Origin of the sequence: Cellulosilyticum lentocellum DSM 5427 (genome assembly GCF_000178835.2) — a bacterium.
Lineage (GTDB): Bacteria > Bacillota > Clostridia > Lachnospirales > Cellulosilyticaceae > Cellulosilyticum > Cellulosilyticum lentocellum.
The window spans coordinates 1,457,735-1,479,999 of the sequence record NC_015275.1 but is presented as its reverse complement, the minus strand read 5'-3'; the positions used below and the strand labels follow the sequence as shown (position 1 = coordinate 1,479,999).

The window sequence follows — 22,265 nt, the reverse complement described above, 5'->3', positions numbered from 1 at the left end:
ATCTTATCTTACCAGTTATAGATTTAGACTCAAAAGGATATGGCTGCCTCCCTTTTTGTCTTATAAGTATTTTTTCTCTTCTCTAGGAAAATACTGTTTCTAAGTCAATTTCTAAGCTTTCTAGTGTTTTTACAATAACTTTTTCATCTCCTGCATACATCTCCGGCCTGCCATAACGTTTGTTATCACCTAATGTAAATACGCTTACGATGTTTTCTTCTGGTTCAATAATCCAATACTCTTTTACCCCAGCTTCTTCATATTTATTAAATTTCTTAATCTTATCAACTCTCGCTGTAGATGGTGAGGTGATTTCTATAATCCAATCTGGTGCACCTTTACATCCTCTATCATCTAATTTATTTTTGTCACAAATAATGCTTAAATCTGGCTCAAATACATTGATAATCTGCTCAGATATTTCTATGGTTTCAAGGCGAACTTCAAAAGGTGCAGGGTACACCTTACAATTTTTGCCCACTAGATAGTTTGCAATCTGTCTATGAAGCTCTGATAGTATTTCTTGATGTCTCCTAGAGGGTGCTGCTTGCATATAAAGTCTACCATCTAAGATTTCAATCCTTTTGTCTCCATCCCAATTCAGATAGTCTCTATAGGTATATACTCTTTTTTGTTCTGCTAATGGCATATCCTCACCTCCCTTGTCTTATATCATCTCATTTAATTTTTATGACTTACAATCCACTCAAATATCTCTTCCTCATTTTTATTTCCATTCGCTATAGCTAACCCTAACGCTATAAGCTCTTGTTGTGTATATACTAAAACAATGCTATTCATCTTACAAAGTAAACTCATTACAGCAACACCAATACGTTTATTCCCATCTAAAAATCCGTGATTACAAATAAGACTATGAGTTATTGCTGCTATTTTCCTTTCATCTGGTGTATATAGGTCCATTCCCCCAAATGTCATACTCCCTCTACATAAAGCACTTTTAAGGAGGCCTTCATCTCTAACACCACTACCCCCACCCGTTTTTGCTACTATTTTTTCATGGAACAATACTAATTGCTCAAATTCTATATTTTTCACTATTTAGCAAGCTCCTTTAGTGCTTCTTCATTTTCTAATATAACTTCGTCCATAAGGCTTTCTATGGTTTTCTGATTTTTTTGTTTTAAAAACTCTACAAAATCTATTACTTCCAGCTTCTGATTGTCCGTTAATGCTTCGAATTCATTGACTAACTTTTGAGCAAGTGTCATATCTATTCCTCCTCGTATTTTGTTATTTAGCTTTATTATACAATATGAACCTAGTTGTTGTTAACTATTCATTTCTAATCCGCCTTTTTACTTTTGTCAGACCAACGTTAAGCTAAATCTTATGACATTGTAGTGACGCCTACTACTTGAAGCCCCTAATACTACCTAAAAACGCCTCCTATTTTCTCACTAATACAATCCACTCAAATTATTGTATATCAATACCTTGAGAGACTTTCTGTTCTTCAATATTTTAAATTCTTTATATGATACACGGTTTAGGACCCCCTCTAACAATTGCTTGTTGTTACTACACTAAGGGCGATAGCATAATCGTATGTTCTTTCGTCTCCCATTATACCTAAAGAGAAGTAAATTGATATTAGAAAAGTAATGGTTTTCAGGTTTATTAATAAAATGTTTTATTATAGACGCCATTTTAAAGAGTACTTTGACAATTCTCCACTATATATGTTTAACTTATCTATATGAAGCAACTATTAAAGGTCTTCTAGATAACATACAAATTTTATACAAAAAGGAAATTAAAAAATGAAAATTGGATTTGATAATCATCGGTACCTAACTATGCAATCTGAACACATTCGCGAGCGTATTAGTCAATTTGGTGACAAACTATATCTAGAGTTTGGGGGGAAGTTGTTTGATGACTATCACGCATCACGTGTACTTCCGGGCTTTGCTCCTGATAGCAAACTTCAGATGCTTATGCAACTATCGGATCATGCAGAAATCATCATTTCTATCAATGCCGCCGATATCGAAAATAATAAAGTAAGACATGATCTAGGTATTCCCTACGACCAAGACGTTCTACGTCTTATTCAAGTCTACAGAGAAAAGGGTCTATATGTTAGTAGTGTAGTGATTACACGTTACACGGGACAGGCCTCTATAAATATGTTTCAATACAAATTAGAAAACATGGATATCAGGGTATATCATCACTATTCTATAGAAGGTTATCCTAACAATGTATCTCACATCATCAGTGATGAAGGCTATGGCAAAAATGATTATGTAGAAACAACTCGTCCATTAGTCATTGTTACTGCACCAGGACCAGGTAGTGGTAAGATGGCTACTTGCCTTTCTCAATTGTATCATGAAAATAAACGTGGTCTAAAAGCTGGATATGCTAAATTTGAGACTTTTCCAGTTTGGAATCTTCCTCTAAAGCATCCTGTAAATTTAGCTTATGAAGCAGCCACAGCGGACCTTAATGATGTCAACATGATTGATCCTTTCCACTTAGAAGCCTATGGCATAACTACAGTAAACTACAACCGCGATGTTGAAATTTATCCTGTACTAGCAGCCATGTTTGAAGGTATTTATGGCAGTTGCCCATATGCGTCTCCAACAGATATGGGGGTCAATATGGCCGGCAACTGTATTATCGATGATGAGGTATGTCAAGAGGCTTCTCACCAAGAAATCATCCGTCGTTATTACCAGTCTATGAACCGCTTAATCAAAGGTGAAGCTACCAAAGAGGAAGTATACAAAATCGAACTATTGATGAAACGAGCTAAAATCACTACTGATGCTAGGTTGGTTGTACCTGTTGCTAATGCATTAGCTGCTGAAACTGGAGCTCCTGCTATAGCCCTAGAGCTTCAAGACGGCAGCATTGTCACTGGCAAGACTGGTGATCTTCTCGGTGCTTCTTCTGCTGCTTTATTAAATGCAGTTAAGGTACTCGGAGGCATTGATGATGCCATTCATCTTATCTCCCCTGACTTTATAGAGCCCATTCAAACCCTAAAAACGCATTATTTAGGTAGTAAAAATCCCCTCTTACATACAGACGAGGTTCTAATTGCACTTTCTATGTGTGCTGCCACTGATTCAAATGCCAAATTAGCATTAGAGCAACTTCCAAAACTAGCTGGCTGTCAGCTCCACGCTACTGTAGTCTTATCTCCTGTTGATATGAAGACTTTCAAGAAGCTTGGCATTGAGTTTACCACTGAAGCAGTTTATAAGAACAAACCTCTATAATGCTTTCTCCATTACTTACACCCGGTAGATTGTACTCCTACCGGGTGTAAAAAAGAACTGGGCACTTATTTTAGTGCACCAGTTCTTTATCAACTATCTCTTTTCATATGCTGCTACTGCTTTACTGTATTCATCAGGTTCTGCAATCTCTTCTATAATCACGTCTCCATCTTCAGCATTATAATAACGATAAATATATACGCCTTCTTTAATTTCATCCTCTTCAACTAAAGATACCGCCATATACGTTTTACGTCTCACCTCAAAGGTATCCATAATTGCAAACTCTCTCTCCGTTCCATCTGATACAGGAATACTGATTACTTCATATTCATTCATTACATCGTCTCCTATTATTGCACGCTAATCTTTAAGTAACATTATATTCTACTGATAAAATAATTTCAATTATAAAACCGTCTTTTCTATTTCTTAAAATCAACCACTTCTTCTTTCTCTAAATAAACAGTCGTTTCACTAATCTGTGTTTGAGCAATAACCTTTCCTTTTCTTATAGAATACGCAACTGGTACTTGTCTTCTTACGGCATCATACCCATTCTCTGCTGGAAGAATAATGAGGTTGGCTGGTTTACCCACTTCAATGCCATATTGGTTTTGAATATTTAATGCTTTTGCACTATTTTTTCCGATAAGCTTAAGGCTTTCATTAATTTGGCCATAGCCCATGATTTGGCAGACATGTAAGCCCATATGAAGCACTTGAAGCATATTGCCTGTCCCTAATGGATACCATGGGTCAAAGATATCATCATGACCAAAGCATACATTAATATCTGCTTCTAGCATTTCTTTCACTCTCGTAATCCCACGACGTTTTGGATAAGTGTCAAAACGTCCTTGTAAGTGAATATTCACCAGTGGATTAGCTACGAAATTAATGCCTGACATTTTAAGCAGTCTAAACAGCTTATAAGCATATGCTCCATTATAAGAATGCATGGCTGTTGTATGGCTTGCTGTTACTTTATGTCCCATTTGATTTTCATAAGCTTTAGTAGCAACTACTTCAATAAAACGTGATTGTTCATCATCAATTTCATCACAATGTACATCAATTAAAACATCATATTTTTTCGCTAGCTCAAAGATTTTCTCAATAGAGGCTACCCCGTATTCTCTAGTAAATTCAAAGTGTGGAATGGCGCCAATAACATCTGCCCCTAATTTTAAAGCTTCTTCTAATAGCTCTAATCCATTAGGATAAGATAAAATTCCTTCTTGTGGGAAGGCAACGATTTGCAAGGTTACAAAGTCTTTTAGCTCTTCTCTTAGTTCTACTAAAGCTTTAATGGCTGTTAATTCTGGATCTGTTGTATCTACATGGGTACGGATAAACTGAATCCCATTAGCCACTTGCCATTTAATGGCTTGTCTTGCTCTATTTTTAACGTCTTCTTTATTTAAAGCTTCTTTTCGCTCTGACCAACATTGAATACCTTCAAAAAGTGTCCCGCTTTCATTCCATCTTGGCTCACCTGCTGTCAAGGTTGTATCTAAGTGAATATGTGGTTCTACAAAGGGTGGTACTACAAGCCATCCCTTAGCATCAATAATTTCTTCATGCTCTCCTGCTTCTATCATAGGAGCAATTTCAGTAAAGCACCCATTTTCAATTTTAATATCTACTAACTGAGCCTTATCTTCTAATTTCGCATTTTTAATAATCACATCGTTTCTCCTTATCTATTTATTAATTGACTGATTCATTTCCTAAAGAACTTACTACTATTTATTTTCCTCTTATCCTTCATCCCTATACTATTTAGGATATAAGTAAAGCGAAGTACTCTTTGCGTTCCTTGGTACCTCGCTTCACTTATATCCTCTATTTTTCTTTTCGATTGCTAAAAACCACTGTGAGCATAGCGTAACTGATTACAGATGTTACGACTGCATTAATAGGGGTAATACCTGGTAAGAAATGTGCTGCCAGTACACCTAATGCCCATGCTATGATTCCAATCATATTAACACCTTTAAAGCTTGCTTTTTCAAAAGCTTCATATTTGCCTTTATTGATAATAAAGTAGTCTGCAATGATTACCCCACCAATACTTGGCATAAAGGTATTGAGTAAGTTGAGCCAGCTCATAAAGTTGTTATAAAGAATTACCGCAAGTAGTGTTCCTACTATCCCATTAATAATCACTAGTTTGCTTTTAGGTTGTTTTGTAATATTTGAAAAGCCAAGCCCTGAAGCATATAAAGCATTATCATTGGTTGTCCATATATTAAGCCCTAGTACAATAATAGCTGGTACGATCAGCCCTTGAAGAAACATGACTTCTGAAATGTCTGCTTCTCCTGTTACCATGGCACCAATAGCACCAAAGATAAACATTAATGTATTTCCTACTAAGAAGGCAATGACTGTGGTACTTACACCAATGCGTTTACTTTTTGCAAAACGTGTGAAATCTGGTGTTAAAGTTCCTCCACTAATGAAGGACCCTACTACTACTGCTACAGCCGCACTCATTGTCATAGATTCTTCTGGGGTAATAGCGGCAAGCCCACTTATTCCTCCCACACTATTAATAGCCATTCCTACTGATGTAGAACCTAAAATGGCAATGGCTGGTACTGCAATCGCACTTAATATCATCAGGGATTTCATCCCGAAGTAAGCTGTTGCTGTCATTAAAAGACCTGCTATGGCTACTAATACCCCTACACTAACCCCTGTTACTTTAGAAACTGGAATAGCAAACATGGCAACACCTACACCAAACCACCCAATTTGTGTGGCACCTAATAAAAAGGATACTAAGTAAGACCCTTTTTCACCAAAGGAATAACGTGCTAATAGGTGAGTTGATAAACCTGTGTCTCCTGCAATGTAAGCCAGTAATCCTGTATAACTACATAAGATGACATTTCCAATAAATACGGCTACAAAGAACTGCTTTAAGTCCATACTTGTTCCTAATGTACCACCACTTAGCATACTTGCTGAGAAAAAGGTAAACCCTAGCATGACCACTAACATGGCTAGAAAACCTTTCTTATGACTTGCTGATACTACTCCTAATGAAAAATCATGATCTTCATGTTGTTTTTGCTTCATCTGTACTCTCCTTATCTCAAGTACCATAAACAGAAAAAGAACCCCTTAGTTTGACCTTTAATTGTAAACTAAGGGGCTCTGCTTCTAGAAGAGCCCCTATCTCATGGAGCTCTTCTACCGATCCGTTTACCTTATAAGCCTCACTGGACTTAATTAAAGGTACTTTATTTTTTTGTTTTATTTAATATAACATTTATGTTAACTTATGTCAATTTCCATTTTTTTCATTTTTCATTTTTCATTGTTCATTGTTTAACTACGAAGAACGTTATTTCTGCTTAATCCTTCAAACACTCTAGTTCCTCTAAGTACACACAATGCTTTATTGTATTATTTTTTATAGCTTCTATACATAGTTCATAATCCATCCACATAACTGCTTCTATCTCTTCTTGTTGTAACTTAAGCTTGCTTAAGTCAATGTCATTTCTTTTTAATCTATAAACCCTTGTGATCTGATTGTCTATAAACGCTTTGCCATAAAAAATATTCGTTTCTGCTATGCGCCTAATCATACGCTCTTCTAGTTCTTCTGAGGAGGCTTTTATACCTAGCTCTTCTTCTAATTCACGAAGTGCTGAATCTACATAGGTTGAACCTGCAGGTATATGTCCTGCTGAGGATATATCATAGCAACCTGGATGGGAATCCTTGTCTTTACTTCTTTTTTGAAGTAAAACATCTAATCCCCCCTTACCATTATCTCTTACAATCCATACATGAGATGTTCTGTGTAAATCTCCCTCAGCATGTACCTTACTTCTTTCTTTTATAATGCCTGTTGGCTCTCCATTTTCATCCACAATATCAAGCATTTCCATGACTCATCCGCCACCACCTATCTTATAGATTATTATTTATTTGCTATCTTATAAATCTCATACATAGCTTTCTCATCCAATACCTTAAAGCTTCCGATGGTACGTGTTCCATAAAAGGCACATCTTCTTGCTAAATCTCTCAAGCTTTCTTCATCTTGAATACCTATTCCTAATTCACTAAAACAAGTTGGTGCACCAATTGACTTAAAATAGTCTACCAATTTTTCTATGGCACGTACAGCACATTTCTTAGTATCTTCTTCTTCAATCCCCCATACTTTTTTACCAAACTGAGCAAAGCGTTCTGGATTTTCCTCATAGCAATAATTTGCCCATGCTCCCCATATGGTTGACAAGCTAGCGCCATGTGCCACATCAAATTTACCACTTAATTCATGACCTAATTGATGAGGTGCAAAATCACTTACTGCCCCTAAACCAGTGAGTCCATTATGGGATATGCTACCACACCACATAAGTTCACTCATGGCTTCGTAATCATGAGAATTCTGTAGTGCTTTTTCTCCGTAATGAATTACTGTTCTAAGGAGAGCCTCTGCTACTTCATCCGTAAAGGCATTACCTTTGGTTGGTGTAAAATAACGATCTAGCGTATGCATCATAATATCTACTATACCGTATGTAATTTGCTCTTTAGGTAAAGTATAAGTGATTTCAGGATTCATAATGGCAAATTTAGGGCGATTAAAATCTGTACTTAATCCACGTTTTTCACCTGTCTCTTCATTGGTTAAAACAGAGGAATTACTTGTTTCACTCCCTGCTGCTGATAAAGTAAGTATACAGCCTACAGGTAAACTTCTCTCTACCACTTGCTTACGCAGCCAAAAGTCCCATAGTTCCACCTCTGGATTAGCTACACCATGGGCAATCGCTTTTGCAGTATCAATCACACTTCCTGCGCCTACAGCTAAAATAAAGTCGGCTCCAAAAGCTTTGGCTTCTTCTATAGCCTTCTTAGCAAAGCCTAAACGAGGGTTGGGTTGTACACCTCCTAGTGCTTTATAAGGTATATTCTCCTTTTTAAATTGCTCTAAAACTCTATTTAATAGGCCGCTTCTAACGACACTGCCTCCGCCATATACAATAATAATGCGGTTTCCATTGAATTTTTTAATAGCTGCTGTAACTTGTAACTCTGTATCCTTCCCAAAAATCACTTCTGTTGGTGCCCAGTAAACAAAATTATTCATGTCATTTTCTCCTCTGCCCTTTTGAATTTTATTACACTCATTATTTCTAACATTATTATATCATAGGATCCATATGCTCTGTCATTTCTTCTCTACTGATTCCTATCTTTAATATTTCCTTATCCTCATCATAGGTTAGCTCAGTAAGTAACAGAGGTCTCCCCCTATAAAGAATCTCCTTTAGTAATTGCTCATCTAGCCCTACAGTAAAGATTTCAATATCCACCACCTACACTCATGGTCTCTCTAAATATTTCTTCTTGATTATTTTCTATACTTAAATCCTTTAATCCAGTTATCACCTTATCTTCCACTTCACAATCAAAGGATAAATTCATCATAGTAGGACCATCTCCATTTGTTTTCATTTTATTTTTCCAACTAAATTATCACTATATAATAACCACATCTTCACATACCAGTTATACTTCTATAATGTTTAGAAATTAATGAATATTAATTAAATTTCATTGACTTATTTTTATCACTGGTGTATTCTTGTTTCATAAAGTGTATATATCATATATACACACTTTATACACCACACAAACTATGTTATTGAGAGGAGGCTCTTTTATGACTATCTATCTTGACTACAGTAGCTCCCTTCCCATGTATGAACAAATTAAGGAAGCTATTAAGCAAAACATTTATAATGGCGAGCTTACTCATCATGATCCACTTCCCTCTATTAGGCAACTCGCTAAAGATTTGAATGTTAGTATGATGACTACCAAGAGAGCTTATACCGATTTAGAACATGAAGGCTTTATCTATACCCTGTCTGGAAAAGGCACTTTTGTTAAACTTCCTGATTTAACAGAAGTTCTCTATGCACATCAGCAAAAACTTCTTCTTAGCTACACTGATGCCACTCAAAAAATGTATGAGATAGGTATCTTAAAAAAAGACTTATTAAAAATTATTGAAACGATCTATAAGGAGTGAATACAATGTCTATTTTAGAAGTCCAACACTTAAACAAACATTTTAAAACCTTTTCCTTACAAGATATAACCATTCAGCTTGAAAAAGGCTGTATTATGGGATTCATTGGTGAAAATGGTTCGGGAAAAACGACTACTATTAAACTTTTATTAAATGGACTCCCAAAAGACTCTGGAGAAATCAAACTCTTTGGTTTAGACCATATTGTAAATGAAGTAGCTGTCAAAGAAAAACTAGGTTATGTTCCTGCAGATGACTATTTTACAGATAGTGCAACATTAGCTAGTCATGCCAAAGCACTTAAGCCTTTTTATAAAACCTGGGATGAAGACTTTTTCCAAACTATTGTAGAGACTTGGAATCTACCGCAAAGCCAGAAAATGCATGAATTTTCTAAGGGAATGAAAACCAAAGCTATGCTAGCTCTAGCTCTTGCCCATAGACCTCAGCTTCTTATTTTAGATGAGCCCACAGTTGGTCTTGATCCTTCTGCTCGTTTAGAAGTACTCGATATTTTGCGAGAATTCGTAGCAGATGGTGAGCGTTCTGTCTTTCTCTCTACTCATATCACAACAGATCTAGATAAAATAGCAGACTATATCACCCTCATTCATCAAGGTACTATACGAGAGAGTTTATCTATAGACCACCTTCAAGAAAAATATGCCCTAGTAGAAGGGAACTTAAGCCAGCTTCAAACTCACAAGGAAATTTTTATTGGCATTCGCAAAGGAGATATACGCTTTGAGGGACTCCTACTTAGAGAAAATGCTCTAAAATACTTTAATTCTGAGCAGATTAAGGTCCCCAATATTGAAAATCTCTTAACCCTTCTTACCTATGGGATTCAAAACGAAAATAACAATCCTATTTTGAAAGGACTCTAAGAAGGTGATCTGATGCTATTATTTAAAGAATATAAAGCACTTTTGAAAGGTGGATTTTTTACTGGAAGTTATCTTACTTGCCTAGTACTTATTGTTATTACCCTTCTTATTCAGCAATGGACAAAAGTAGGGATTGATTCACTCTACATTGTCTTATCCTATATGGGGGTAACAACCTTTTCTTCAATGATGCCAAAAAAATATGAGTTTTATAGCGCTAGCCCCCTTCGCCATACTTCCATTGTTCCATTGATGTTTTTACATAGTATAGGACTCTTTATACTTAGCAGTAGCATTTTTTATGTCTATTTTGTTTGGCAGCATGTCCCCATAGGCTTTTTTACTATTTTAGTCACTTTCAATTTGGCTATCCTTAGTCTTGATATATTTACTCGTATCTATATCCATTCGCCTTTCATGTTTAGTACAAATGATTGGAAGTGGACTACTTATATTATCTTTCTTTCTATTGCTCTAGTGCTACCTATCACTCTTGAAATAGATCTTTCTAATCATTATGGCTACCTTATTCATTTTGAAGAAACACTTTCTCTCTTTAAGCAAATTGCCATAGTCATATTCACAGGAATGCTAGCCTTCTTTACAACTTATAAAGTTTTACATCCCTATTATTCAAATACTACTTTTAGGAGATAAAATCATGGAAAAAGCACGTCTATTATTAATAGCTTCTAAAGAACTTTTAGGAAAAGAAGGTACTAGGTCTCTTTTTATTCTAAAACTTGTAGTTTATCTACTTTATGTATTAGCCCTAGTTTTAACTATTTCTTTATGCCTAGACCCTCACTATTTTTCACATAGTCAATATTCACTGTTTCAGACCCTTATGATCAGTAGTACATTTTCAGCCACTCTGAGTTTTTATTCTAACTTTGGCTGCTCTAAACTTCCTAGGAACAAAAGGGATTTTAAAGCATTTTCCCTTTCTTTTCCTGTCACACAACAAGATTACCACCGGGCTCAGCTTATCTCCTATTGGTCTACTATGGGTATTTCAGTAGGTATACTTATTTTCTGCTGTATTGCATTAAAAGTTGTTAATATTTCTTATAGTATATCTGTTGCATTAGGTTTTATTTTAATATACAACTTGTTACTTACTGTACTATTTGCCCTACAGCCATCTTTTGTTACGCCATCAGCCCATACTCCTTGGTACAAGAGGCTTATAGCCTTACTTCTTTTGTTTTCTCCTTATTTGATAAGCTTCTTTTCTGATTTTCTAGAAAAACTAATGCAAGACCTTAATACCCTTTCACTTCATTCTTTTAGCTACCACCTCACAAAGCCACTAGCTTTTATGAGTAGTTGGGTAGGCATTATACTTTTTACTGTCATCTTAGTTGGTACACATCTCTATTCCTTTTATTTTAAAAAAAATATTTAAGATTGAACCTATTACATGTCAATTACGATCAATGCCTATCATTAAAATAAAAAAATCATAAGTTATTGGTAGTCCATCACTTATGATTTTTTATCTCTATTGTTAATCTCTCATAATATTTCATTTATTTTTATTGATGTTTCGTTATTACGAAATATGGGGCATAGTTTTCGTCTTGTCTCTAATATTATCTTAAAGTAAAAGAAAGCAGACTGGCATTGCCTTCTCCAATATAGGTTAGATAAATTGCCTGCTTACCATCGGGAATGCTAACAGGTGCAGTATATTCCTCCCATACATTGGCATAATTTACTTTCAGCTTTGCTAGTACAGGACCATCCCAGGCAGTTCTCACCTCAAACTCACCACCTGCGTAGCCTCTGACCTTAATAGAAATTTCCTTTACATCCTTGCAATTAAAATATTTAAAGCCTGCAGTTGCAGAATGTTGCATATTAGCGATGTAACCGGGCTCCTCATCACCATCGCGACCATCCTGCATAATCTTAGGTGCACAGCTGTCTCCCACATAAACGGAAGGCTCATCTCTAAAGAGATTACAAGCAATATAAGCAGGATACTCACCCTTGCCCTCTAAAGGTCCGCCATTCAAACCACAGGAAGTAATTTCCACCTGAGGAATGCTCCCGTCAGGCAGGATGGTTAATTTCTCTGCACAGCCTTGTCTGCTGTACCATGTACCATTGGTATGACGATGGTAAAAAATATACCAGTCACCGGAAATGTCAACGATACTGCCGTGGTTATTGGCACCATATGCCATGGGTTGATTTGCAGGCTTGTAGGTATCAATATGTAAATCGCTATTGCTGACAATTACGCCACCATATACAAAGCCAGAAGTGGGATTCTTACTGGTTGCATAGCAAAGCTCATGCATTACCACGGAAGAATATATAAGGTAATAGGTATCTCCCATCTTACGAATGGAGGGTGCTTCAAAGAACTCATGTCCCTGGAAGGTGGTACCCATACCATACTCACAACCTGGTGCTACAAATACAGGATCTTCCATAATGGTCAACATATCAGATGCTATCACCGTTGCCATAGCTCCGGTTCTAGATTTGTCTCCGCGTCCACAGAAGCCTGTGTACAAATAGGTTACATTACCTTCTGTCAATACTCCTGGATCAAACTGGGGCTCATCCCCCTGTCTTTCTCCTAAACGGGTACCGTCCTCATAATGTACATAGCCGTAGAATTCATATTTTCCCGCAGGAGTATCACACACTGCTACAGAAACCACTGACACATGATCCAGTACATAATACAGATAATATCTACCATCGGGTCCCTGGGTCACATCTGGTGCGTACAAACACATCTTACTGTCCTTATTTAATGGATCCTGATTCTTGAGATAAATCACACCCTCATATCTCCAGTCAGACAAATCATCCACAGGAGCGGACCAACATACATAATCTCCCAAACAAAATACATGTCCATTGTACCAATCATGGGAGCCATAAATATATACTCTGTCTCCGAATACATAGGGTTCTCCGTCAGGAATATACTCCCATGACGGTAAATAGGGGTTTAATGCCTGTTTCTTCATAGCTTCTTTCCTCCTTAAAAGCTCCATTTGTTTTAAATATTTTTATGGATATTTTTCTATCCCTTTAATCCTTTGTAGCTGTATGGGAAAGTTTATTTTGCAGAAAACCTGTTGTCACTCCGACTCACCTCTTTGGGATTCTCGGTACATGGACTGGGTAATGAGACAAACCATAAAGCTGTCTCTCAATCAATATTGGTCCTTAATATCCAATATCATTTTATCCTGAGAAAGATCAATTGACAATGGTTTCACAGAGTGCATCCTCAAACTTATAAAAAGATTCTATAATGACTTAAAGTCTAAGTCACTATAGAATCTTTTAGTTAACTTATTTTTTATTGCTTTATTAACTATTTCTATAAAGGCTTATAAGCAAACCACCAAGCATAGTTATTGTAAAGCTTTGCATTTTCTTCTGCCTCATAAATATCTGTAGCAGGAGGAATAATCACTTGATCTTGTATGAGTTCATTATTAGGCCAGTTAGCTGGCATTGCTACTTTATTAGCATCAGCTACTTGAAGGGCTACTAAGGCTCTTATAATCTCCTCCATATTTCTACCAACCTCTGCTGGATAATATAAAATAAGCCTTACTTTGCCTGTAGGATCTACATAATAAACAGCTCTTACTGTTTTAGTACCTGTTGCAGTTTGTATCATTCCCAATCTTTTAGCCACATTTCCTAAAGGATCTGCAATAATAGGAAACGGTATAGTTACCCCTAAGTTGTCCTTAATCCAATTAACCCATTCAATATGTGGCTGTACTTGGTCTACTGATAAACCTAGCAAATCTGCATTTAATTTTTGAAAGGTTGGATAGTTTTCTGCAAATGAAACAAACTCCGTGGTACACACAGGTGTAAAATCCCCTGGATGACTAAATAAAATAAGCCATTTCCCCTCATAATCATCAGGTATTACCCTTATACCATGGGTTGTCTGCACTTTCATTTGTGGCAGCTGATCACCTATTAAAACAAAGTTATCTGGCATTGCTAAACCTCCCTTATATATGCCCTCACAAGATAGTCGTCTTGTGTCTCTTAGCATATATATGAGACATTAAGCTTTTCCTATGCCTTTAACTTTTGCTGGTAACGTGCCACAAAATAAGCCGCTATGGACCTTGGGACTTTGATTAAGAGTTTGTTTTGTATGCCTGGAATAATCACTTTCTTACCTTTTTGCAGTCCCTCAAAAGCCTTTTTGGCGACAAACTCCGCTGACATGGCAAAACCAGCATCTACTCGCCCCGCCGACTTAGCGAACTGCGTTGCTGTTGCCCCTGGGCACAAGCTAGACACTGTCACACCATAAGGCTTTAATTCCTTATAGAGTGCTTCTGATAACGACAGGACATAAGCTTTAGTTGCATAATAAACAGCTGTATAGGCCCCTGGATGATAGGAACCTGTAGAAGCTACATTTAAAATTTTGCCTCGTCTTCTCCTTTTCATTTCTTTTGCGAATTCATAAGTAAGCTCTGTTAAGCTTGTCATATTTAATGTCATAAGTTCTTCTATCTTTGTAGCGCTGCACTCACAAAACTCACCTACATAACCAGCTCCTGCATTATTAATGAGTATATCTACTGAAAGTTGCTGCTGCTTTACCCATAAATAAAGTGCCGCTCCTGCCCCTGCCTGTGATAAATCTTGTTTGCAGATGACTACCTTCAAATCCGTTCTTTCTCCCTTTAATTGTTTTTCCAAAGCCGCAAGCTTGTGTTTATTTCTTCCTACTAAAATGAGTGAATAACCCTTATCCCAGAATATTTTAGTTAAAGCTAGACCTATCCCACTTGTAGCGCCTGTAATTAGTGCATAACTTTGCATTTCACTTACTTCCTCCTTATGAGCTTTCTTTAGTACTCTGCTTACTCTACTACTATTTTTACTAAGCCTTCTATTTACAAAAAGCTCTAATCTCTTAACCACTAATAAGCATTATATCACAAACAACCTTCTTATTTTATTATTCATGTAACGACTCCTTAACTATAACTTAATCCTATTTCACTTGCTTTTTTTGCCACTATTGTTATACTAATTATATAACAATTATCTTAAGCATTCAGTTTCTATGATCTAAAGCAACTTCTTAGATATTCATACTCACTCTTTATAAAAACTGAATCACTATCTTTCAATTTTGAATCAAAGGAGGCTTTTATGCTTATAGAACTCGATTTTAATAGCGAAAAACCTATTTATGAACAACTTTACGAAGCGATCATCTTAGCTATGGCTAATGGTGAATTAGCGCCTAATGAATCTCTCCCTTCTGTTAGGAGCTTAGGTGAAGAGATTGGCATTAACCTGCATACTGTTAATAAAGCTTATAATTTACTCAAAGAAGAAGGTTATATTCAGATGGACAGACGGAAAGGTGCTCTTGTAAGTTCACTTCCTATTCAGGCCTCACCTAAAACTGAAGCTGAATTAGAGGACGCTTTTGCCCTACTTACTGCTAAAGCTAAGCTAATGGGCCACAATGAAGCTTATTTGCTAAACCGCCTATCTCATTATTACAAGCAAACAGGAGGTGTTCAAAATGACTAATACAACCTTTACTATTTTATCCGTTATTGGAACTAACGTTATCCTTTATATTCTTTTTATATTAACACCTTATTTTTCTACTGCCGATACGTATATGGGGATTTTCTTAGAACATGCTTATCGTCAAACACCTGAAGCCAAAAAAATCCTTAAAAGTTTTCTTATTCATACAACCATTACTTTTATCATAACAACGCTTATGATTTTATTACTACTCATTAAAATACCCGTTTTAAATCATAGCCCTTTATTGGGGGGTATTCTTTTATTAGAAACTTTATTATACTTTGTTGTTTATGGTAAGTCTTATGCGCAAACAAAAGCTTATAAGAAAAGTTTAAATCTGCCTCAACCTACAGGCGGTAAACTTCTTATTGATACTGCTTTTATGGAGCAAAAAAATAAAATTAAAATGATTTATAAAAAGCTTTTGTATATCCCACTAGTAATTGGCCTTTTTCTAGGAGCTTATACACTTTACCACTATAATGAAATGCCTCAGCTTATTCCTACTCATTTTAATATCGTGGGTGAAATTGATGGCTGGGCTAATAAAAATATTGCCACAGCACTTTTCCCTTCCGGCATGACAATACTCATCACACTTCTTTTTAGTTATAGTTTAGATAGCGCCTTTAACAAAAGAAGCAAGCTGAGCAAAGAACAGTTAGAAAAAGGGAAAACTGTTATTTTGAAATACCTTAAATGGAGTGCACTTACTATTCTTATTTTAGTTTTTGCCATTACGTCAATGATGATGGGCATTGTTTTTTCTACCGTTCAAGGAGTAACTTTAACTCCTATTTATAACTATCTTTCAGTAGGCGCTATTTTCTTAAGCGTTATTTTAATGGGATATAATAGCTATTGCTATAAGCGAAATCTTCCCTACAAGGAGGAAAATGAAGCTTACCTTCCTCCTGAAGAACAAGATGATTATTGGCTTTGGGGACTATTTTATAATAACCCTAATGACCCTGCTGTTTTAGTCGCCAAACGTCATGGTCTCGGCTGGACCATCAATATCGGTTCTTTCAAAGGAAAACTGATTATTTTAGTCACTCTTTTAGTGATTATTGGTGCCATTATTTTTTCCTCTTATTAAACACTATTGTTTATCTTTTTACTCGATTTATAAATACAATCAATAAGCTTACTAACTTAACTAATAGTTCATAATAAGAGGTTATGCTGATGATGCTTTTAAAATCTTCATCATTGCATAACCTCTTCAATTTATTTATCCTCTTTTTTCTTTTTTATCGTTTTAAGGATTATTTCCTCGGAAATAATCAAAATTTCTTAATTTCTTCCCCTTGGTGAATTTCATTCATAATCTTTGCCCATAAATCTAAATGATAGTTATTACTTCTTTGCATTGCATCAGGATTACTATAACCGGTCCATATAGTTGCTGCATAATAAGGCGTATAGCCTACAAATAGTAAATCTGTATTATTACTAGCAGTACCTGTTTTCCCAGCTATAGGCATCTGTTTAAAGTGATTTCTAATCTTACCACCTGTATGAGCACTTGGCCCATCTACTACCTCACAGAGCATTGTTGTTAGTTGCCCTGCTGCTTCTTGGCTAAGTACCTGATGACTATTTTGCAACTCACCTTGTGTACGATCTAGTAATATATTGCCTTCCCTATCTTTTACTACTGTATAAAAACTAGGTGCTAGATAAGTACCTTCATTGGCAATAGTCGCATACGCTGCTGTTAATTCTAAAGGTGTAACGCCATCTGTTAAACCTCCCATACTCAGTGCATAAGTTTTATCTTCCTCTCTAAGTGTAGTAAAACCAAATTCCTTTAAATACTCAAAAGATTTGTCTATACCCACTTGCTCTACTAATACCTTGGCGGCTATCACATTCATAGAATTAGCAATTGCTTGGGTTATGGTATAGGAGCCTTGATATTGACCATTCCAATTCAGTGGAGTCCAGCTCCCCCCCTCCTCTATGGTGAAGCTTACTTTTTCATTTCTAATCATCGTATCTGGTGTAATTTTCCCTTCATTTAAGGCTGGTGCATACGCTGCTAATACTTTAAAAGTAGAGCCTGGCATACGCTTTGCCTGCGTTGCATAATTAAAGCCATGATAGTACTTCTCTCCTCTACCTCCGTATAAAGCTTTAACAGCTCCTGTTTTATAATCAGTGACGACAAAAGCGCTTTGTGGCTGTGGCATAGTAATCAGATTTTCACTCACTATTGTGTCTCCTTGTCCTATATGCCATTTTTCAAGTTGCTTTTCTTCAAATGCCGGAATATCCTCTTGGCTATTTAAAATGATACTTTGTACCTTCTTATCAAACATTGTTCCATTAGCTTTTACACCTGCTATACTATACTCTACTTGTATTTTATAAAGACTCTCTGGATAATTACTTTCATCAGCCATATATTTTTCTACAATACTTTGCACTCTAGAGTCTAATGTTGATTCAATCTGAAGCCCATCACTATAGATCTTGGCTTTTGCTTCTATCTCTGAAATATTATAAACCGTTTGCAAATCCTCTAGTATTTGCTTATATAGGGCATCCACAAAATAGCTCTGTATTGCTTCCTTAGGAGCTCCCTCTAATAGTTGTTGGAGTCCTTCACCTAGTCTCTCATAAGGCTTTTCCAGTAATGCCTGCTCTTTTTCCTCTGCTGTGAGGTACCCCGCCTTTTCCATTTGTTCTAAAACCTGTTTAACTTTTTCCCAGTTATTTTCAGGGTGAGTATACAGACTATAATAGGTAGGTCTTTCCATAAGTACTGCTAATGTAGCCCCTTCTACTAAGCTAAGCTCTGATGCTGATTTCCCATAATATTGATTTGCGGCTGCTTCTATTCCTACAATATTTGTACCAAAACCCATGCTATTTAAGTAATATTCTAAAATAGTATCTTTCGAATAAAGCTGTTCAAACTTAATCGCTAAATACTGCTCTTGTATCTTTTTTTCTAGACTATTTCCTTCTAGGGCGACAGCATTTTTAATTACTTGCTGTGTAATGGTACTAGCCCCATCTGATAGTGACCCAGAACTAAAATTATTAACGACAGCACCTAATATCTTTCTTATATCAATGCCATGATGTTCATAAAACCTACTATCTTCAATAGTAATAACTGCTTGTATAACGAATGTTGGTATTTCTTCTATTCCTATATAACTTCTATTATCTGCAGCTGAAAATTCATCTATTTTTTCCCCTAACACATCATATATAATAGAATTAGCTTTTATGGGCTGCGTGATGTTGACCTCACTTATATCAGGTGCCTTACTTATAGTTTTAGCCACATAAACTATTATACCTATCAGTATTAGTAATAAGCCCCCTAATACGATACTAACCAGCACACGCCTGGTCTTTGTCTTTTTAGACTTTGTTCTCTCCATCTATTTTCCTTCTTTCCTCTCTATTTCATCCCTTCGAATAGTATATTCACTTCATTATCAGCTTGGTTTATAACAAATCATGTGCATAGGCTTTAATAGGTGCTTTTCTAAGTAGGGCATAAGCTAACACATAAAATAAAGTACTATAAACTAGTTGTCCCCAAAAATTAATTATTGGCTTAATCACCATCAGCATACTAAGCATAAATAAAGCTGTCATCTGTGTATGAAATAAAATTTCAGCAATAAAGCTCAGGGCTAAAAAAATGGGTAAAATGCTTAAAACACAAATGGCTGAGCTTGCTTTTAAGCGATAAAATAAACTACCAATTAAAGATCCGAGGGCAAAAACAAATAAACCTATCCCAATCTCTTCTTTTATACTCGAGACAAATATACTTCCAAATTGAAGATTTTGAAATTCCTTCAAAGTATCATCAAAAAAACCATTTTGCACAGATGCTGCTGGACATAGATATCTCGCTCCTAAAGTAAATAGGCTGGTAATGCCACCATTAATACTTTCTAAAATGATGATTCCTACTGTTCCTACAAGTAGCATTTGTCTTAGATTATTTTTACGATTAGCATAAATACTAATTATGCCTGGATATTCATAATAGCTAAAGCTCATCCCTAATACAAATAAGTAAATGCCCGTTATAATATAGGGTGTTGAAAAAACTAATTTTGCCTGGGCCCTTGCACTTAAATCTAAACCTACATAAGCCTCATAAAACTTCATCAGTGTTATGGCCATTAAAATACTTCCTAATATCAACACAATGAAGCTTCGTTTAATAAAAGCTTTAATAAAAAAAGCATTTTCCTGTTTTCCCTTCATACCTTACCTCCTTTATAACCAATTATGGGCATAGGCTTTAATAGGTGCTTTGTAAAGCAGGACCACAGTGAGACCTATAAATACAGGTATAGCTATGCTTCCTACTAGAATAGGTGAAAAGCCATTCATTCTTTCATACCAAGGTGAAAGCTGATACCTCTCAAATACCTTAATCCCTATAAAAGCTAATACACATAAACCTAATACAAAGCTTCTCCTATGTAACCTATAAAAAAGAGCACCTATTAGGAGTCCTACACTTATGCTTAGTAAACTCAAAAATAAATCCTCTAACAAACTCCAACTTTGAAAACTCCTATAAGGAAGTTGACTTAACCTACCTATACTTTCTGTCAGTATAAATGTAAAACCCCTCATCAATAAGGTTCCTATGCAGCTGACTATGAGGCTATAACTTATTATCCCTTGCAGGCACCTTTTGCGATTTGCCAAAATACTTATGTATCCGCCAAACTGATGGCCACTTAATAGAACCCCTATTCCTCCTAATACAAGTAGCAAAAAAACTATATGTCCCGTATAAAACGAAAGCACCACGCCGCTTTGCTGATTTTCCTTGAAGATTTGCCACTTAACTAAAAACTCTATGCCATCTAACATAACCATTAGCCACATACTCTTTAATATCATCTTAGTTATACCTTTTTGAAGGAATCCAAGAGTAGTTTTATAATCACTCATTATTCATACTCCTTCCCCTTTGTAAGTTCTACAAAAATCTGCTGAATACTCATAGGTGATATTTCTATATGAGTAGATTGAATCAGCTTTTGATCTAGCTCATCAAGTTCACCAATATAAGCATAGGTTGCGCTCTTACCAAAGCTTTCTTTAGGCTTTGCCATTTTCAAAGCTGTTAAACGTTCTAATTCTTCTTTATTTCCAGATAAATAAATGGCTTTTGACTTTAGGCTTTCTACTTCTTCTTGGAGAAGCCTTTCTCCTTGATCAATAATAATTACTTCTTCTAATAAATTTTCTATCTCATTAATGAGGTGAGTAGAAATAATAAAAGTACGTGGCTCTTTTACATATTCATCTAATAAAATTTTATAAAATTGTTCTCTATTAGGAGCATCCATTCCTAATGTAGGTTCATCTAAAATAGTGAGAGGTGCCTTTGAACAAAGAGCCACTATCATAAATAATAAAGACTTCATTCCTCTAGAATACTTACGATAGGCTATATCCACTGGAATATCAAAAAATGCCACCAACTTTTGTTCTAACTGTTTATCATAACCTTCATAAAACTGACTATACAGCTGCAGAATAGCTTTTCCTTTCATATAAGGCGCATAAAATTCTGCTTCTCTAGCAATACACACCTTCTTTAAAACAGCTGGATTCTTCCTGGGATCTTCTCCAAAAATCTGTATACTTCCCTCTCTAGCAATTAACTGATTCACTAGAAGATTAATAAGTGTAGTCTTCCCTGCCCCATTTCTTCCTAATAAGCCATATATCTTATTAGCCTCAAGATTGAAACTCATCTCTTTTAGTACCTCATGTGAGCCAAAGCTATAATTTAAATGCTCTATCTGAACAGCTAGTTCCTCCATCATAATTCCTCCTTACTCATCTCTATCATCTCTATTAAATCTTTCTTACTAATCCCTAACTTTTTCGCTTCTTCAAGGAGATTGGTAATAACAACTTGCTTGAAGCTCTCTTTCCGAGTTTCTTTAATAGCGCTAACAGCCCCAGTACTAATAAACATACCAATCCCTCTTTTCTTATATAAAATATTGCGTTCTACTAATAGATTAATCCCCTTTAAAACCGTAGCTGGATTGATCTGATAAACCCTGGATAACTCATTAGTAGAGGGGATTTGTGCTTCTTCTAAAAAGCCTTCTTGTAAAATTTCATCTTCTATGGCTCTAGCTATTTGAATATAAATTGGTTCTTCCTCATTTAATATCCACTTCACTCATTTCACCTACCTTATAACTTGCTTATTGAAATTATTTACGTCATTCATTTAACAGCCTTACTCATTTGCCTTAATTTATAATTATCTTTAAACTTTGTTTCACTTACCTTTAGTTAAGTGGTTAGTTAGTTGAGTAACTAACCACTTAACTAAGTTATAATCGCTTTCTTTAAATTTGTCAATATTATTTAAATTTTATATTTAATTATTTTTTAACTACTCAAAAAAATATATTTACGCATATTACTTTTAGAAATACTTATTAAACGTCAAAGAGC

At 35.6% G+C, this 22,265-nt stretch carries 25 protein-coding genes; 7 read left to right on the top strand and 18 right to left on the bottom strand.

Translation table 11 applies throughout. The annotated features are described in order from the left end of the window. Positions 1 to 82: 82 nt before the first annotated feature. The 3 genes from CLOLE_RS06675 to CLOLE_RS23335 are packed head-to-tail and all read right to left on the bottom strand — an operon-like array spanning position 83 to position 1,232. Entirely contained in the window at positions 83 to 649 is a 567-nt protein-coding gene (locus tag CLOLE_RS06675; protein ID WP_013656322.1) for a Uma2 family endonuclease, read from the bottom strand. A 32-nt stretch (positions 650 to 681) separates the two neighbouring features. Further along, positions 682 to 1,059, bottom strand: a complete 378-nt coding sequence (locus CLOLE_RS06670) for a type II toxin-antitoxin system death-on-curing family toxin (protein ID WP_013656321.1) — start codon at positions 1,057 to 1,059, stop codon at positions 682 to 684. Continuing rightward, entirely contained in the window at positions 1,059 to 1,232 is a 174-nt protein-coding gene (locus tag CLOLE_RS23335; RefSeq protein WP_013656320.1) for a hypothetical protein, read from the bottom strand. Before CLOLE_RS23335 ends, CLOLE_RS06670 begins: the two co-directional genes overlap by 1 nt. 552 nt (positions 1,233 to 1,784) lie before the next feature. Between CLOLE_RS23335 and CLOLE_RS06665 the strand changes: the two genes are divergently transcribed. Next, the gene (locus tag CLOLE_RS06665; RefSeq protein WP_013656319.1) at positions 1,785 to 3,257 is read left to right on the top strand and encodes a DUF1846 domain-containing protein; all 1,473 of its coding nucleotides are present in this window, start codon (positions 1,785 to 1,787) and stop codon (positions 3,255 to 3,257) included. 93 nt (positions 3,258 to 3,350) lie between these two features. Here the strand turns inward: CLOLE_RS06665 and CLOLE_RS06660 are convergent, their stop codons facing one another. From CLOLE_RS06660 to CLOLE_RS22895, 7 genes are all read right to left on the bottom strand, one after another. Further along, positions 3,351 to 3,596, bottom strand: coding sequence for a DUF1292 domain-containing protein (locus CLOLE_RS06660; protein ID WP_013656318.1), 246 nt, complete (start codon positions 3,594 to 3,596; stop codon positions 3,351 to 3,353). An 86-nt stretch (positions 3,597 to 3,682) separates the two neighbouring features. Continuing rightward, positions 3,683 to 4,948 carry a cytosine deaminase gene (locus tag CLOLE_RS06655; RefSeq protein WP_013656317.1) on the bottom strand — a complete coding sequence of 422 codons (1,266 nt, stop codon included), beginning with the start codon at positions 4,946 to 4,948 and terminating at the stop codon, positions 3,683 to 3,685. A gap of 157 nt (positions 4,949 to 5,105) precedes the next feature. Beyond that, a complete protein-coding gene (codB, locus tag CLOLE_RS06650; protein ID WP_013656316.1) occupies positions 5,106 to 6,347 on the bottom strand; it encodes a cytosine permease in 1,242 nt (413 codons plus the stop codon). 278 nt (positions 6,348 to 6,625) lie between these two features. Next, complete coding sequence (locus CLOLE_RS06645; RefSeq protein WP_013656315.1) at positions 6,626 to 7,168, bottom strand: NUDIX hydrolase; 543 nt, start codon at positions 7,166 to 7,168, stop codon at positions 6,626 to 6,628. A 32-nt stretch (positions 7,169 to 7,200) separates the two neighbouring features. Further along, positions 7,201 to 8,382 carry an iron-containing alcohol dehydrogenase gene (locus CLOLE_RS06640; RefSeq protein WP_013656314.1) on the bottom strand — a complete coding sequence of 394 codons (1,182 nt, stop codon included), beginning with the start codon at positions 8,380 to 8,382 and terminating at the stop codon, positions 7,201 to 7,203. A 55-nt stretch (positions 8,383 to 8,437) separates the two neighbouring features. Then, complete coding sequence (locus CLOLE_RS22900; protein ID WP_157864043.1) at positions 8,438 to 8,608, bottom strand: hypothetical protein; 171 nt, start codon at positions 8,606 to 8,608, stop codon at positions 8,438 to 8,440. Then, positions 8,598 to 8,750 (bottom strand): hypothetical protein, encoded by a 153-nt coding sequence (locus CLOLE_RS22895; protein ID WP_013656312.1) that lies wholly within the window; start codon positions 8,748 to 8,750, stop codon positions 8,598 to 8,600. The genes CLOLE_RS22900 and CLOLE_RS22895 overlap by 11 nt, the downstream gene beginning before the upstream one ends. Positions 8,751 to 8,958: 208 nt before the next feature. Here CLOLE_RS22895 and CLOLE_RS06635 point away from each other — a divergent pair, with 208 nt between their 5' ends. From CLOLE_RS06635 to CLOLE_RS06620, 4 genes are read left to right on the top strand one after another with little or no spacing between them, the layout of a single operon-like run. Continuing rightward, positions 8,959 to 9,330, top strand: coding sequence for a GntR family transcriptional regulator (locus CLOLE_RS06635; protein WP_013656311.1), 372 nt, complete (start codon positions 8,959 to 8,961; stop codon positions 9,328 to 9,330). A 5-nt stretch (positions 9,331 to 9,335) separates the two neighbouring features. Continuing rightward, positions 9,336 to 10,217: an ABC transporter ATP-binding protein gene (locus CLOLE_RS06630; RefSeq protein ID WP_013656310.1), complete on the top strand. Its 882-nt coding sequence runs from the start codon at positions 9,336 to 9,338 to the stop codon at positions 10,215 to 10,217. A gap of 12 nt (positions 10,218 to 10,229) precedes the next feature. Beyond that, positions 10,230 to 10,874: a hypothetical protein gene (locus CLOLE_RS06625; protein ID WP_013656309.1), complete on the top strand. Its 645-nt coding sequence runs from the start codon at positions 10,230 to 10,232 to the stop codon at positions 10,872 to 10,874. 4 nt (positions 10,875 to 10,878) lie between these two features. Continuing rightward, on the top strand, positions 10,879 to 11,625 hold the full coding sequence (locus CLOLE_RS06620) for a hypothetical protein (protein ID WP_013656308.1): 747 nt from the start codon (positions 10,879 to 10,881) through the stop codon (positions 11,623 to 11,625). Positions 11,626 to 11,812: 187 nt separating this feature from the next. On the opposite strand, the gene CLOLE_RS06615 is transcribed toward CLOLE_RS06620, so the two are convergent. The 3 genes from CLOLE_RS06615 to CLOLE_RS06605 all read right to left on the bottom strand — a co-directional run bounded on the left by CLOLE_RS06615 (position 11,813) and on the right by CLOLE_RS06605 (position 15,155). Beyond that, a complete protein-coding gene (locus CLOLE_RS06615; protein ID WP_013656307.1) occupies positions 11,813 to 13,210 on the bottom strand; it encodes a family 43 glycosylhydrolase in 1,398 nt (465 codons plus the stop codon). 359 nt (positions 13,211 to 13,569) lie between these two features. Continuing rightward, positions 13,570 to 14,211 (bottom strand): peroxiredoxin, encoded by a 642-nt coding sequence (locus tag CLOLE_RS06610; RefSeq protein ID WP_013656306.1) that lies wholly within the window; start codon positions 14,209 to 14,211, stop codon positions 13,570 to 13,572. Positions 14,212 to 14,291: 80 nt separating this feature from the next. Continuing rightward, entirely contained in the window at positions 14,292 to 15,155 is an 864-nt protein-coding gene (locus CLOLE_RS06605) for an SDR family NAD(P)-dependent oxidoreductase (RefSeq protein ID WP_330369313.1), read from the bottom strand. A gap of 234 nt (positions 15,156 to 15,389) precedes the next feature. On the opposite strand from CLOLE_RS06605, the gene CLOLE_RS06600 reads away from it, so the two are divergent. Further along, positions 15,390 to 15,779, top strand: coding sequence for a GntR family transcriptional regulator (locus CLOLE_RS06600; protein ID WP_013656304.1), 390 nt, complete (start codon positions 15,390 to 15,392; stop codon positions 15,777 to 15,779). Further along, the gene (locus CLOLE_RS06595) at positions 15,772 to 16,884 is read left to right on the top strand and encodes a DUF1648 domain-containing protein (protein ID WP_013656303.1); all 1,113 of its coding nucleotides are present in this window, start codon (positions 15,772 to 15,774) and stop codon (positions 16,882 to 16,884) included. Before CLOLE_RS06600 ends, CLOLE_RS06595 begins: the two co-directional genes overlap by 8 nt. A 187-nt stretch (positions 16,885 to 17,071) precedes the next feature. Here the strand turns inward: CLOLE_RS06595 and CLOLE_RS06590 are convergent, their stop codons facing one another. From CLOLE_RS06590 to CLOLE_RS06570, 5 genes are all read right to left on the bottom strand, one after another. Continuing rightward, on the bottom strand, positions 17,072 to 19,186 hold the full coding sequence (locus tag CLOLE_RS06590; protein ID WP_013656302.1) for a transglycosylase domain-containing protein: 2,115 nt from the start codon (positions 19,184 to 19,186) through the stop codon (positions 17,072 to 17,074). Between the two features lie 67 nt (positions 19,187 to 19,253). Further along, positions 19,254 to 20,030, bottom strand: coding sequence for a hypothetical protein (locus tag CLOLE_RS06585; protein WP_013656301.1), 777 nt, complete (start codon positions 20,028 to 20,030; stop codon positions 19,254 to 19,256). Between the two features lie 12 nt (positions 20,031 to 20,042). After that, positions 20,043 to 20,732 carry a hypothetical protein gene (locus CLOLE_RS06580; RefSeq protein WP_013656300.1) on the bottom strand — a complete coding sequence of 230 codons (690 nt, stop codon included), beginning with the start codon at positions 20,730 to 20,732 and terminating at the stop codon, positions 20,043 to 20,045. Next, on the bottom strand, positions 20,732 to 21,613 hold the full coding sequence (locus CLOLE_RS06575) for an ABC transporter ATP-binding protein (protein ID WP_013656299.1): 882 nt from the start codon (positions 21,611 to 21,613) through the stop codon (positions 20,732 to 20,734). Before CLOLE_RS06575 ends, CLOLE_RS06580 begins: the two co-directional genes overlap by 1 nt. Further along, complete coding sequence (locus CLOLE_RS06570; protein ID WP_013656298.1) at positions 21,613 to 21,984, bottom strand: GntR family transcriptional regulator; 372 nt, start codon at positions 21,982 to 21,984, stop codon at positions 21,613 to 21,615. The genes CLOLE_RS06575 and CLOLE_RS06570 overlap by 1 nt, the downstream gene beginning before the upstream one ends. Positions 21,985 to 22,265: the final 281 nt, after the last annotated feature.

Coding starts and splice junctions, on each gene's coding strand:
- CLOLE_RS06675 (WP_013656322.1), bottom strand. CDS start 649: ATGCCATTAGCAGAACAAAAAAGAGTATATACCTATAGAGACTATCTG.
- CLOLE_RS23335 (WP_013656320.1), bottom strand. CDS start 1,232: ATGACACTTGCTCAAAAGTTAGTCAATGAATTCGAAGCATTAACGGAC.
- CLOLE_RS06665 (WP_013656319.1), top strand. CDS start 1,785: ATGAAAATTGGATTTGATAATCATCGGTACCTAACTATGCAATCTGAA.
- CLOLE_RS06660 (WP_013656318.1), bottom strand. CDS start 3,596: ATGAATGAATATGAAGTAATCAGTATTCCTGTATCAGATGGAACGGAG.
- codB (WP_013656316.1), bottom strand. CDS start 6,347: ATGAAGCAAAAACAACATGAAGATCATGATTTTTCATTAGGAGTAGTA.
- CLOLE_RS06645 (WP_013656315.1), bottom strand. CDS start 7,168: ATGGAAATGCTTGATATTGTGGATGAAAATGGAGAGCCAACAGGCATT.
- CLOLE_RS06640 (WP_013656314.1), bottom strand. CDS start 8,382: ATGAATAATTTTGTTTACTGGGCACCAACAGAAGTGATTTTTGGGAAG.
- CLOLE_RS22895 (WP_013656312.1), bottom strand. CDS start 8,750: ATGAAAACAAATGGAGATGGTCCTACTATGATGAATTTATCCTTTGAT.
- CLOLE_RS06635 (WP_013656311.1), top strand. CDS start 8,959: ATGACTATCTATCTTGACTACAGTAGCTCCCTTCCCATGTATGAACAA.
- CLOLE_RS06630 (WP_013656310.1), top strand. CDS start 9,336: ATGTCTATTTTAGAAGTCCAACACTTAAACAAACATTTTAAAACCTTT.
- CLOLE_RS06625 (WP_013656309.1), top strand. CDS start 10,230: ATGCTATTATTTAAAGAATATAAAGCACTTTTGAAAGGTGGATTTTTT.
- CLOLE_RS06620 (WP_013656308.1), top strand. CDS start 10,879: ATGGAAAAAGCACGTCTATTATTAATAGCTTCTAAAGAACTTTTAGGA.
- CLOLE_RS06615 (WP_013656307.1), bottom strand. CDS start 13,210: ATGAAGAAACAGGCATTAAACCCCTATTTACCGTCATGGGAGTATATT.
- CLOLE_RS06610 (WP_013656306.1), bottom strand. CDS start 14,211: ATGCCAGATAACTTTGTTTTAATAGGTGATCAGCTGCCACAAATGAAA.
- CLOLE_RS06600 (WP_013656304.1), top strand. CDS start 15,390: ATGCTTATAGAACTCGATTTTAATAGCGAAAAACCTATTTATGAACAA.
- CLOLE_RS06595 (WP_013656303.1), top strand. CDS start 15,772: ATGACTAATACAACCTTTACTATTTTATCCGTTATTGGAACTAACGTT.
- CLOLE_RS06590 (WP_013656302.1), bottom strand. CDS start 19,186: ATGGAGAGAACAAAGTCTAAAAAGACAAAGACCAGGCGTGTGCTGGTT.
- CLOLE_RS06585 (WP_013656301.1), bottom strand. CDS start 20,030: ATGAAGGGAAAACAGGAAAATGCTTTTTTTATTAAAGCTTTTATTAAA.
- CLOLE_RS06580 (WP_013656300.1), bottom strand. CDS start 20,732: ATGAGTGATTATAAAACTACTCTTGGATTCCTTCAAAAAGGTATAACT.
- CLOLE_RS06575 (WP_013656299.1), bottom strand. CDS start 21,613: ATGGAGGAACTAGCTGTTCAGATAGAGCATTTAAATTATAGCTTTGGC.